Below are 12549 nucleotides of genomic sequence, written 5' to 3' on the forward strand. Positions count from 1 at the left end.
CAGCCGCCAGCCTGGGTAAGCGAGCGACTGCTGGCTGGAGGCCGATCGCTGGAGGCTCATCGACGCTCCTTGATCTCGATCCCGAGCGAACGCAGCTTGCGGTAGAGATGGGTGCGCTCCATGCCGGCTTCCTTGGCCATCTTGCTGACGTTGCCCTGGTGCTTTTCGAGCTGATAGTCCAGATAGGCCTTTTCGAACTGCTCGCGCGCCTGGCGTAGCGGCTGATCGAAGGACACCAGGCCCTCCAGGGTCTGGACCTGCACCGGCGGCGGCGCCCCGAGCGCGCCCTCGACCTCCTTCTGACCGATTTCGTCGCCCGCGCCCAGGATCAGCACGCGCTGAACCAGATTCTTGAGTTCGCGCACGTTGCCGGGCCAGGCGTAGTTGCGCAGGAAATTCTGGGCGCCGACGCTGAAGCGCCGGTAGGGGAGTTTCTCGTGGGTGGCGAAATAGTCGAGATAGAAGTTGAGCAGGTCGGGAACGTCCTCGGAATGCTCGTGGAGCGCGGGAATGTTCAGGGGCACGACGTTGAGATGATAGAAGAGATCCTCGCGGAAGCGTCCGGCGCGCACCTCTTCCTCCAGGTTGCGCTGGGTGACGGCGACGATGCGCACATCGATGCGCACCGGCTCGCTGCCACCCACCCGCAGGAAGGATCCGCTGTCGAGCGCGCCGAGCAGCTTGGACTGGGCCTCCCACTCCATGTCGGCGACCTCGTCGAGCAGCAGGGTGCCGCCGGCCGCCGTTTCCAGACTGCCGTAGTGTGTGTGCTCGCCTTCCTCGGTGCCGAACAGCTCACGCGAGGCGTTGCCGCCGGCCAGCGAGGAGACGCTCAGATCGACGAAGGGGCGTTCCTTGCGCGCGCTCTGGGAGTGCAGATAGCGCGCGAAGGTCTCGCGTCCGCTGCCGGCCTCGCCGGTGATGAGCACCCAGGTGTCATGCTGGGCGATCCGCTTGACCTGCTCGCGCAGCCGTTGCATGGCCGCGCTGCGACCGATCGGTTCGTGCACCTGGGGGGCGCGGCGCTTGAGCCCGATGTTCTCCTGCTGGAGCTTGTCGGCCTCTAGGGCGCGCTCGACCGTGAGCAGCAGCTTGGCCATGGAGAGCGGCTTTTCGAGAAAGTCGTAGGCGCCGAGCCGGGTGGCCTCGACGGCGGTCTCCACCGTGCCGTGACCCGACATCATGATCACCGGACAGGGCAGGTCGTCGTCATCGGCCCACTCCTTGAGCAGTGAGATGCCGTCGATGTCGGGCATCCAGATGTCCAGCAGGATCAGGTCCGGACGACGGTCGCGCAGGGCGTGTCGCGCGGCCTCGCCGTTCTCGGCCACGGCGACGGCGTAGCCCTCGTCCTCGAGTATTTCCTTCACCAAGCCGCGGATGTCGGGCTCGTCGTCGACCACCAGGATATGGGTTGCGCTCATGAGTCTCTATGTTGCTCCCGACCTTTGGCCACCGGGGCGGCCGCTTGCCAGACTGGAATTCGGACCCTGATCAGGGCGCCTTCGGCGGTGTTTTCGATTCCGATCATACCGCCGTGTTCCTCGATTATCTTCTTGACGATGGCCAGCCCCAGTCCCGTGCCCTTGGTCTTGGTGGTGACATAGGGTTCGAACAGCCGATCCAGGAGGTGGGCCTCGAATCCGGGACCATTGTCCGCGACCAGGAATTGCAGGAAGGAGGCGTCCTCTTCATGAATCGGCTCGGAGCGGACGCGGATGCTGGCGTCGGCGCGGCCCTCGAGCGCCTCCTGGGCGTTCTTGATCAGATTGTGGATGAGTTGCCTCAGTCGCAAGGGGTCGCCGCGCACCTGAACGCCAGGCGCCCCGAGTTCGATCCGCAAGTCCGGGGTGCCGGCGCTGCGGTAGAGATCGAGCACCTCCTGGGCGAGCCGGTCGAAGACCAGGGGCTCGGATTGTATCTTCGGGGTGCGGGCGTAGTCCGAGAAGTCGTTGACCATCATCTTCATGGCCTCGACCTGCTGGATGATGGTGCTGGTGGCGCGCTCGATCAGACGCGCGTCGGCTTCCTCGGCCTTGGCGAGCAGCTTGTGGCGCAGCCGCTCGGCCGAGAGCTGGATGGGGGTGAGCGGATTCTTGATCTCGTGGGCCAGGCGGCGCGCTACCTCGGCCCAGGCGGCGTTGCGCTGGGCGGCGATCAGCGAGGTGACGTCATCGAACACCACCACATGCCCGCGCTGAATGGAGTCCGGCAGCGGCAGCGGACTGCCGCGGCAGAGGAGGGCCTGGCTGGTCTCGCCGCGTTGCAGGCTCACCTCGGCGCGCCAGGCTTCGCCGGCGGCGAGATGGCGGCGGACCGTTTCCGTCCAGGGCGTGAGACAGGGCTGATCGCGCTCCAGTTGCTCAAGCGTGGGTCCGGCCTCGTCGGCGAAATCGAGCGCCAGGATGCGCCGCGCGGCGGGGTTGGCGGTGCGCAGCCGCGGACCCTCGTCGAAGGCCACCACGCCCGAGGAGAGCCGCCCGAGGATGGTTTCGAGATAGTTGCGTTGCGTCTCGACCGCCTGCTTGCTGCGCGCGGCGGCGTCGCGGGCCTGGGCGATGCGCCGTGACATGGCGTTGAAGGAGGCGACCAGGAAGGTCAGCTCGTCGTCGTGCCTGGGCAGCGCGATCTGCTGCTCGTAGTCCCCATCGGAGATCGAGCGGGTCGCGCGGGCGATGTCCGCGATCGGGGCGACCAGCCGCCGCGAGGTATGAAAGGCCGCGATCAGCGCCGCCATCAGGCCGAACAGCAGCACCAGCGAGAGCGTGAGCGAGAAACTGAATTTGAGCGACTGGCGCAGATAGGCCAGCTCGGTGTAGCGGTTGTAAGCCTCCTCCAGCCGCGCCGAGAGCTCGCTGATCCTCGCCGAGGTGGGGAAGATGGCCTGCATCATCATGGAACGCCCGCGCGGATCCTGGACCAGGACGCGCACCACCAGCTCATCGCCAGCGCCGCTCTCAAGTCCCACGTAATTGGTTCCGGCGCGCACGTTCTGCTGGATTTCACGCTCGGCGTGATTCGGGACCAGTTGGGTCGGATCCTCGTTCGCGGTGCCCAGGACCTGGCCCCCGGAGCCATAGACGGTCAGCTCGATGGCGCCCGCCTGTCGGCGCAGATTGTTGAGACTGAGCGCGATGGCGGTCGATGAGCGGTCCTCGATCCCCGAGAGGAGCTGTTCGGTGATCTTGCCGAGGAGGCGTTGGTTGAGGTCGAGCGAGGCCTGATTCAGGACCAGCGCGTCCTCCATGGCGCGTCCGATCTCGACGTCGAACCAGCTATCGATGCCGCGCAGCAGGAAACCGAGCGAGAAATAATAGACGACGCCCACGGGCAGCAGCGAGATGAGCGCGAAGAGCACCAGGATGCGCGCGGTCAGACGCGATCCGGCGGCCTGTCGGCGGTAGCGTCGGACCAGCTTCACCACGTTGACGATGACCAGGATCAGCAGTCCCAGGAGCCCCGTGAGAACGAGGAACAGCAGCGGGACGAAGGCGCGGCTGAGGGTCTCGGAGTTCTCCACGGCGTCGCGCATCAGCACGAGCACCACGAAGAGTCCGATGATCAGGAGCGCGACCGGAAGCGTTCCCAGGCCGCGACGCCAGCTCAGGGGGTTAATGGCCATTGGCTCCACCCGCTGGAGAGCTTCCAGGATGGCTTGAGATACGCCATTGGACGCAATGGCAATGGCAGCTCCTCGACATCCAGGAAAACCTTGATCCCCACCTCGTAATCGGTGTCGGGTTTGAGCGTGTCCAGAGGGACCAGCTCAAGGTCGACGAACTCGCCCAGCGCCCGGATGGCGGCGTCGCGGGTGACGAAGTCGCGCCCCTTGGTGCCGGGAAGGCGGTAGACCTCGAAGCGCTCGGACAGGGGTTTGTAGCGGATCGCATAGCGCAATTGCTGATCGAGCAGGCTGTCCTCCCACAGCCAGGCATCGGAACGGCGGACCTGGACATGGAAGACGATGGTCAGGGGCACGCCGTGGTCCAGGGCCTCCAGGGCGGTCTCGCTGAAATCGAAATCGACACTGGCGCTCAGATAGAACTGCCCGGCCACGAGCCGGGTCTGGGCCTGCTTGATCAGGACATCGTCTCGCGCGATCACACCCGCCGAAAGCGCCAGCATAAGACCTAGCGCGATCGCCAGCCCGAGGTCCGACCCTCTCCCGTGGGTCATGACGGGATTTTCTCGAGCCGCGCGTAGAAAAACCCGTCGTGGCCGCCCGGCGTGGGCAGCAGTTGACGGCCATGGGGCCTCGCGCGACCCCAATCCGTCTCGGCTTCGATCTCGCGGGCCTCGGGATGGCGGCCGAGAAAGTCCGCGATGCGCTGATGGTTCTCCTCGGCCAGGAGCGAGCAGGTGGCGTAGAGCAGTTGACCGCCGGGTCGCAGCAGCGGCCAGGTCGCCTCCAGCATGCGGCTCTGGGCGGCGGCGAGCGTGGGGATGTCACTGGCCCGCCGCAGCCACTTGATGTCCGGATGACGGCGGATGACGCCGGTCGCGGAGCAGGGGACGTCGAGCAGGATGCGGTCGAATGGCCGTTGGGTCCAGTCGCCGCGCGGATCGGCCGCGTCATCGAGGATCACCTCGGCGGTCAGGCCCAGGCGCGCGAGGGTCGAGCGCACCGTGAGCAGGCGGGCCTCGTCCTGGTCGATCGCGACCAGATCCAGGTCGTTGCCCGCTCGTTCCAGGATGGCGGCGGTCTTGCCGCCGGGCGCCGCGCAGGCGTCCAGAACCCGCTGACCGGGCCGGGCGTCGAGCAGTTGGGCCGCGAGTTGGGCGCCGCTGTCCTGGATCGAGACCAGGCCCGCCTCGAAGCCCGGCAGATCGCGGGTGGGCCGCGGGCGATCGAGCAGAAGCCCGGTCCGGGTTCCAGCGATGGCGCGCGCGCCGATACCCGCCGTCTCCAGTTGGGCGAGGTAGACGGCGGGATCCTGGCGCAGCGGGTTGACGCGCAGGGCCATGGGCGCGCGGCCGTTGCTGGCCGTCACGATCGACTCCCAGTCCTCCGGCCAGTCGTGCCGCAGTCGGGAGAGCAGCCAGTCCGGAAACAGCCAGCGTGCCTCCGGTTGCTCGTCGGCCCAGGCAAGCAGTTCCTCGCGTTCGCGCAGGAAGCGTCTGAGAAGCGCGTTCACCAGCGCCGCCTGACGCGGCTTGCCGATCAGACGCGCCGCCTCGACCGTGGCGGACACGGCGGCATGGGGCGGCGTCTTCATGGCGGTGAGTTGATAGAGCCCGATCAGAATCAGGGCGTGCAGGTCGAGATCCCGAGGCTTGAGCGGATGATCGAGCAGGCGTTGACTGATCGCCGTGAGTCGCGGCAGTACCCGCAGCGCCCCGTGGCTCATCTCCTGAACCAGCGCCTGATCGGCACTCGAGCGCGACTGGCGGTCGTCCTGCAAGACGCGCGTCAGGGATTGTCCGCGATCCCGGACCGCATGCAGGGCGCGCGCGGCGGCGGCCCGGGCCTCGGCGCCGAGAGGCTCGCGCTTGCGGGGCGCGCGATCCCAGGGCTCAACCAAGTCGCGCGCCGTCCAGGTGCCGCGCGTTCAGATAGTCGCCGGCGGTCATGGGTTTCTTGCTGGCGGGCTGAAGCCGTCTGATCCGCAGCGCGCCGTCTCCGGTCGCGACCAGGATGCCGGATCGGTCGGCCTGGAGGACGCTTCCAGGAATGCTCTCGCCGACGCTGGCCGGCTCCGCCTGGGCCTCCCAGACGCGCAGTGGGGCGTCATCCAGACTGGTCTGGGCGACCGGCCAGGGGTCGAAGGCGCGGACCTGGCGCGCGATCGCGGCGGCCGGCCAGCTCCAGTCGATCACCGCCTCCTCCTTGGTGAGCTTGTGGGCGTAGGTCGCCAGACGGTCATCCTGGGGCTCGGGATCGAGCGCGCCGTCGGCGATGCCGGGCAGGGCCGCGATCAGCGCCTCGGCGCCCAGCAGGGCCAGTCGGTCGTGCAGGTCGCCGCCGGTCTCGCGCGTGCCGATGATGGTGTCGACCCGATGGAAGACCGGCCCCGTGTCCAGCCCCGCCTCCATGCGCATGATGCAGACGCCCGTGCGCTCGTCGCCGGCGAGCAGGGCGCGCTGGATCGGCGCCGCGCCGCGCCAGCGCGGCAGCAGCGAGGCGTGGACATTGACGCAGCCGAGCCGGGGCGCTTCCAGGACCGATGGGGGCAGCAATAATCCGTAGGCGACGACGACCATCAGGTCCGCCTCCAGCGACCTCAGGTGGGCGACCGCGTCGGGATCGCGTTTGAGGCTCTCGGGCTGATGGACCGGGAGACCCCGCTCCAACGCCAGCGCCTTCACCGGACTCGCCTGGAGCTTGCGTCCCCGGCCGGCGGGGCGGTCCGGCTGGGTATAAACGGCGACCAGATCCTGCCCGGCGTCGAGCAGCGCCGCGAGGCTCGCGACGGCGAAGTCGGGCGTGCCCGCGAAGATGATCCGAAGCGGGCTCATGTCTTGACCTTGTGACGATGTTGGAGGAAAGGCGGCACGCCGGCACCCATCTCAGATGACGCCGCGGCGCGGCTCGGCGCGGCGTGGCGGGGCCTGGCGCTGTTCCTTCTCCAGTTTGCGGCGGATGCGGTGGCGCTTGAGCATCGAGATGTGGTCGACGAAGAGCTTGCCGTCGAGATGATCCAGCTCATGCTGGACGCAGACCGCCAGCAGTCCGTCGGCCTCGAGGGTGAAGGGCCGGCCGTCGCGGTCGAGCGCCTCGACCGTCACCCGCTCGGCGCGCGTGACGGTCTCGAAGAAACCGGGCACCGACAGGCATCCTTCGTCCATCTGCTCCTGCCCCTCGCTCGCGAGGATCCGTGGATTGATGAAACAGAGCGGGGTGTCGTGGTTCTCCGAGATATCGATGACGACCACCCGGCGCGCCACGTCGACCTGGGTCGCGGCCAGGCCGATGCCGGGGGCGGCGTACATGGTCTCGAGCATGTCGTCGACCAGTTGGCGGATCCGCTCGTCCACCCGGTCGACGGGTAGCGCCTTGTTGCGAAGTCTCGGGTCCGGGAATGTGAGAATGTCGAGCTTGGCCATCTTTGAACGATTCTGATGAGTCAACGGGTGGTAGAAGTGAAGTTCCGTGCGCTACTATCGGCAGGATACTACACCCCATCGTGGGGGCGGGTGAATCCCGTTTCGACCATCCCGGAGGGTCCATGCGCGCCATGAAACGCCGTTTTGCCGTCACTTCCGTGCTCGTTTGCTCATTGCTGACGCTCCTGGCGTCGGGCGCCCAGGCGGTCGAGCTCGCGCCCGACGCCCCCGAAACCTACGTGGTCCAGCCCGGCGATACCCTCTGGGGGATCTCGGGGCGTTTCCTGCGCGACCCCTGGCGCTGGTCGGAGGTCTGGCGAGCGAATCCGGGTATCGAGAATCCGAACCTCATCTATCCGGGCGATGTCCTGGAGGTGACCTGGATCGACGGTCAGCCCCGGATCGGACGATCGGGCGGCGCGTCGACTGGCCGCGGCGGGGCGCGGGTGGTGAAGCTCAGCCCTCAGGTGCGCTCCTCCTCGCTCACCGAGGCCATCCCGACGATTCGGATCTCGACCATCGCGCCCTTTCTCACCCAGCCCTACGTGGCCGACGCGGACGACATCAAGCGCGCCTCCTACGTGGTCGGTTTCCCCGACGAGCACATCGTGGCCGGCGTGAACGACTCCATTTATGTCCGCAAGATCCGTTCGAGCGCGACCGCTAATTTTCAGGTGCTGCGGCCCGGCGACGCGCTGCACGACCCGGATACCAACGAGCTGCTTGGCTACGAGGCCGCCTTCGTCGCCAACGCGGCGCTCGAGCGCCTCGGTGATCCAGCCAAGCTCAAGGTGACCCGCATGGAGCGCGAGGTCTCGATCGGCGATCGGGTGATTCCCGCCGACGCCGAGAAACCGCTGGAAAACTTCTTTCCGCGCCCCGCGCCCGCGGGTTCGCGGGGCCGCATCATTTCGGTGATGAACGGTGTCTCGCAGATTGGCCAATTCGACGTGGTCATACTCAATCGTGGTACCCGCGACCGCATCGAGCTGGGTCATGTCTTCGAGATCTTCATCGGCGGCGAGAAGGAGCGCGATCAGGTCCGGGCCGGCATCGCGAACAACGACTGGCTGATGGAGAGTCCCTTTTCGAGCGAGTTCTGGCTCGGGCGTGACTATGACCGCAAGGGCTGGCGGCGCGACGAGCCGGATCCGAATAGCTCCTTTCCGATCCACGCGGACTATCGCCGCGACAAGGCCGAATATGTCAAACCCTTCGAGCGTTCCGGAACCCTGATGGTCTTCCGGGTCTTCGATCGGGTCAGCTTCGGACTGATCCTCGATACCAGCCGCGCGCTCAAGGTGGGCGATTGGATTGCCCCGCCACCCTCCTGATCCGCTCGCGGGCCGGTCGCTGGATCCGCCGCCCCCGGCCATCCGCGACTGGCTCGTCCTCATCCATGCCCCCAGGATCGGGTCTCGGACCTTCGGTCGTCTGACCGATCATTTCGGGAGCCCGAGCGCCGTTCTGGGCGCGTCCGCCGAACAGCTCGGACGGATCGGTCTCAAGCAGGAGACGATCGCCGCCCTGAGACAGCCGGACGAGGCCGCCATCGAGTCGGTCCTGCGCTGGGCCGAGCAGCCTGGCGCGCATATCCTCACGCGCGCTGACCCCAGGTATCCAAGCGCGCTGAACGAGATCCCGGACGCGCCGCCACTGCTCTACGCGCGCGGCGATCCGAGCCTCTTGAGCGAGCCGCAAATCGCCATCGTCGGAAGTCGCAATCCCACGCCGGGCGGGCGCGGGGTCACCGAGGAATTCGCCCGACGGCTGGCCGGCTATGGACTGATCATCACCAGCGGGCTGGCCGTCGGGGTCGATGGGGCCGCTCACGCGGCGGCCCTGGAACAGGGACGGACCATCGCGGTCCTGGGAACCGGGCCGGATCTGGTCTATCCGGCCGTTCATCGCGATCTGGCGCGGCGCATCGTCGAGCGCGGCCTCATGGTCAGCGAGTTTCCGCCGGGGCAGGGACCGCTGGCCCGGAATTTCCCCCGTCGCAACCGGATCATCAGCGGCCTGAGCCTGGGCGTGCTGGTCACGGAGGCGGCGCTCAAGAGCGGCTCACTGATCACGGCACGTTGCGCCCTGGAGCAGGGGCGCGAGGTCTTCGCGGTGCCGGGATCGATCCTCAATCCACTCGCGCGGGGCTGTCACGCCCTGATTCGCGATGGGGCCAAGCTGGTCGAGGGCGCCGAGGACATTCTCGCCGAGCTCGCGCCGCGGCTGCGCGCGCTACTCCAGGAGGCCGGGAACGAGCCGGCGCTCCCTGCCGGGAGCGAGACCGGCCTTGCCTCCGACCCCGACCCAGATCGCCAACGCCTCCTCGACGCCATGGGCCACGATCCCGTCGCGCTCGACGAATTGACCGGGCGCACCGGCTTTCCGGTCGAGCGGATCGCGTCCATGTTGTTGCTCATGGAACTCGATGGTCATGTATCATCGTTTCCCGGTGGCCGCTACTGCCGCGCGCGGGGCGCGCCGTGACCACCCTGGGCGCGCGGTGTCGCCCTTACTCGTCAACCGCTGGGTTGGCGCGATCCATCGAGGTTGGCTGATGAACGAGAACATGGTCGATGTACTGATCTATCTGTACGAGAACTACATGGATGGCGAGGGCCAACCGCCAGTCGAGCAGCGCGATCTCGAGGACGAGCTGGCTCAGGCCGGCTTCACCCAGGGCGAGATCGACAAGGCGCTGCGCTGGCTCGACGAGCTGGCCGTCGGCGTCGACGCGCCTCAGTACCACGCCCACACGCTGGGCGCGATCCGGATCTATAGTGACACCGAATGCGAGAAGCTCGACGTGGACGCGCGCGGCATGCTCATGTCGCTGGAGCACAATGGGATCCTCGATCCGATCAGCCGCGAACTCGTCATCGATCGCCTGCTCGCCATTGATCATCCTCAGGTGTTGGTCGAGGAGGTGAAATGGGTCGCCCTTCTCGTGCTCATGAACCGGCCGGGTCGCGAGGACGCCTTCACGCAGCTCGAGGACATGGTCTACAACGACGAGCCAGTCTATCTGCACTGATCCGCGTATCCCCGACCCTTGACCCGTCCGGTCGCCGTTGGCGCGGCGACCCTCGTCGCATCCGAACCGAACCTGGCCAGTCAGACCCTTGACGGTGCTATTCGTCATGGGTTTAACCTAAGCGCACACGACTCGTCCGAGCTGAATCCCGCATGAACCTCGTCATCGTCGAATCACCCGCCAAGGCCAAGACCATCAAGAAGTACCTCGGACCCGACTTCGAGGTCGTGGCTTCCTATGGTCATGTGCGCGATCTGATCCCCAAGGAGGGCGCGGTCGATCCGGACAATGACTTCGCGATGAAGTACCAGATCATCGACCGCAACGAGAAACACGTCCAGACCATCGCCAAGCTGCTCAAGGGCGCCGATGCGCTCTATCTGGCCACCGACCCGGATCGCGAGGGCGAGGCCATTTCCTGGCATCTCTACGAGCTGCTCAAGGGCCGACGTCAACTGGGCGACAAGCCGGTGCATCGGGTGGTCTTCAACGAGATCACCAAGCGCGCGGTCCAGGAGGCGGTCGCCAATCCGCGCCAGATTTCCTACGACCTGGTGAATGCCCAGCAGGCGCGCCGCGCCCTGGACTATCTGGTCGGCTTCAACCTCTCGCCGCTTCTGTGGAAGAAGATCCGTCGCGGGCTTTCCGCGGGTCGGGTCCAGAGTCCCGCGCTGCGTCTGATCTGCGAGCGCGAGCTGGAGATCGAGGCCTTCATCCAGCGCGAATACTGGACCATCGAGGCCGATACCGCCAAGGACGCGCGCCCCTTCTCCGCCAAGCTCACGACCTTCGGCGGGGACAAGGTCGAGCAGTTCAGCATCACCGACGAGGCCCGCGCGACCCAGGTCCGGGAGGCGCTTGAACAGGCCGCCGACGGCAAACTCAAGGTCGAGGAGGTCGAGCGCAAGCAGCGCAAGCGTCATCCGGCACCGCCCTTCATCACCTCGACCCTTCAGCAGGAGGCAGCGCGCAAGCTCGGCTTCACCGCGCAGCGCACCATGCGCGTTGCCCAGCAGCTCTATGAGGGCGTGGATGTCGGCAGCGGCGCAGTGGGTCTCATCACCTACATGCGTACCGACTCGGTCAATCTGGCGCAGGAGGCGATCGCCGAGATCCGCGCCTATGTCACAGAACGCTATGGCCCCAAGGATCTGCCGGATGCGCCGCGTCTGTTCAAGACCAAGGCCAAGAACGCCCAGGAGGCGCACGAGGCTATCCGTCCTACCTCCATCCTGCGCGAGCCATCGGCGGTCAAGGCGCATCTCACCGCCGAACAGTTCAAGCTCTACGAACTGGTCTGGAAGCGCACCTTGGCCTGCCAGATGGCCCACGCCTTGATCAATCAGGTCGCGGTCGATCTGAGCGCGGGCGCGGGCAACCTGTTTCGTGCCACCGGCTCCATGGTCGTCGATCCCGGCTTCATGCGCGTCTATCTGGAAGGCCGCGACGACGCCAAGAGCGCCGATGACGACGAGGACCGCATGCTCCCGGAGATGAAGGTCGGGGAGCTGGTCGACCTGCTCGCCATCCGCTCCGAGCAGCACTTCACCGAGCCGCCGCCGCGCTACAGCGAGGCGTCACTGGTCAAGGCGCTGGAGGAGTACGGCATCGGTCGTCCCTCGACCTACGCCTCCATCATCTCCACCCTCCAGGATCGCGAATACGTGGTGCTGGACAAGAAGCGCTTCGTCCCGACCGACGTGGGGCGGGTGGTCAACAAGTTCCTGACCGAGCATTTCACCTCCTACGTGGATTACGACTTCACCGCGCGTCTGGAGGACGAGCTGGACGCCGTCTCGCGTGGCGAGGGTGAATGGATTCCGCTCCTGGAGCACTTCTGGAAGCCCTTCAAGGATCTGGTCGACCACACCCAGGAGCACGTCAAGCGCAGCGACGTCACCCAGGAAAAGATCGACGAGGTCTGTCCCAAATGCGCCGGTCAGCTCTCGATCCGGCTGGGTCGCAACGGGCGTTTCATCGGCTGCACCAACTATCCCGAGTGCGACTACACCCGCGATCTGAACGCCGACAAGGCCGAGCGCGAGGCCCCGGAGGTCGTCGAGGGTCGGGTCTGTCCACTGTGCGGCTCGGGGCTGGAGGTCAAGCGTGGCCGTTACGGCAAGTTCATCGGTTGCAGCGGCTACCCCAACTGCAAGCACATCGAGTCGCTGGACAAGCCGGAAGACACCGGCGTGACCTGTCCCCAATGCGGGAAGGGGACACTCCAGAAGAAAAAATCGCGACGCGGCAAGGTCTTCTACTCCTGCTCCACCTATCCCAAGTGCGATTACGCGGTCTGGGACGAGCCGATCGCCGAACCTTGCCCACGCTGCGGCTGGCCCGTGCTGACGATCAAGGTCACCAAGACCAAGGGGACATCCAAGGTCTGTCCGCAGAAGGAATGCAGCTATCGCGAGACCCTGGATCCGTCCGAGGCCGAGGAAACCGAGTCCTGACGGATGCTGGGTCTA

At 66.6% G+C, this 12549-nt stretch carries 10 protein-coding genes; 4 read left to right on the plus strand and 6 right to left on the minus strand.

Annotation, left to right across the window (positions count from 1 at the left end):
- Nucleotides 1-56: 56 nt before the first annotated feature.
- From CKO27_RS11350 to def, 6 genes are read right to left on the minus strand one after another with little or no spacing between them, the layout of a single operon-like run.
- Entirely contained in the window at nucleotides 57-1424 is a 1368-nt protein-coding gene (locus CKO27_RS11350; RefSeq protein WP_200375008.1) for a sigma-54-dependent transcriptional regulator, read from the minus strand.
- Nucleotides 1421-3622, minus strand: coding sequence for a sensor histidine kinase (locus CKO27_RS11355; protein ID WP_200375009.1), 2202 nt, complete (start codon nucleotides 3620-3622; stop codon nucleotides 1421-1423). Before CKO27_RS11355 ends, CKO27_RS11350 begins: the two co-directional genes overlap by 4 nt.
- Nucleotides 3604-4176, minus strand: coding sequence for a DUF4390 domain-containing protein (locus CKO27_RS11360; protein WP_200375010.1), 573 nt, complete (start codon nucleotides 4174-4176; stop codon nucleotides 3604-3606). The genes CKO27_RS11355 and CKO27_RS11360 overlap by 19 nt, the downstream gene beginning before the upstream one ends.
- Nucleotides 4173-5522 carry a 16S rRNA (cytosine(967)-C(5))-methyltransferase RsmB gene (gene rsmB, locus CKO27_RS11365; protein WP_200375011.1) on the minus strand — a complete coding sequence of 450 codons (1350 nt, stop codon included), beginning with the start codon at nucleotides 5520-5522 and terminating at the stop codon, nucleotides 4173-4175. The genes CKO27_RS11360 and rsmB overlap by 4 nt, the downstream gene beginning before the upstream one ends.
- Nucleotides 5515-6456, minus strand: a complete 942-nt coding sequence (fmt, locus tag CKO27_RS11370) for a methionyl-tRNA formyltransferase (RefSeq protein WP_200375012.1) — start codon at nucleotides 6454-6456, stop codon at nucleotides 5515-5517. The genes rsmB and fmt overlap by 8 nt, the downstream gene beginning before the upstream one ends.
- Before the next feature lie 51 nt (nucleotides 6457-6507).
- Complete coding sequence (gene def / locus CKO27_RS11375) at nucleotides 6508-7044, minus strand: peptide deformylase (RefSeq protein WP_200375013.1); 537 nt, start codon at nucleotides 7042-7044, stop codon at nucleotides 6508-6510.
- Between the two features lie 122 nt (nucleotides 7045-7166).
- Between def and CKO27_RS11380 the strand changes: the two genes are divergently transcribed.
- The 4 genes from CKO27_RS11380 (at nucleotide 7167) to topA (ending at nucleotide 12534) form a co-directional block, all read left to right on the plus strand.
- Entirely contained in the window at nucleotides 7167-8378 is a 1212-nt protein-coding gene (locus CKO27_RS11380; protein WP_338115997.1) for a LysM peptidoglycan-binding domain-containing protein, read from the plus strand.
- On the plus strand, nucleotides 8359-9531 hold the full coding sequence (dprA, locus tag CKO27_RS11385; protein WP_242470860.1) for a DNA-processing protein DprA: 1173 nt from the start codon (nucleotides 8359-8361) through the stop codon (nucleotides 9529-9531). Before CKO27_RS11380 ends, dprA begins: the two co-directional genes overlap by 20 nt.
- A 70-nt stretch (nucleotides 9532-9601) precedes the next feature.
- Complete coding sequence (locus tag CKO27_RS11390) at nucleotides 9602-10078, plus strand: Smg family protein (RefSeq protein ID WP_200375014.1); 477 nt, start codon at nucleotides 9602-9604, stop codon at nucleotides 10076-10078.
- A gap of 152 nt (nucleotides 10079-10230) precedes the next feature.
- Nucleotides 10231-12534 (plus strand): type I DNA topoisomerase, encoded by a 2304-nt coding sequence (gene topA / locus CKO27_RS11395; RefSeq protein WP_200375015.1) that lies wholly within the window; start codon nucleotides 10231-10233, stop codon nucleotides 12532-12534.
- Nucleotides 12535-12549 lie beyond the last annotated feature (15 nt).

Origin of the sequence: Thiocystis violacea (assembly GCF_016583575.1) — a bacterium.
GTDB lineage: Bacteria > Pseudomonadota > Gammaproteobacteria > Chromatiales > Chromatiaceae > Thiocystis > Thiocystis violacea.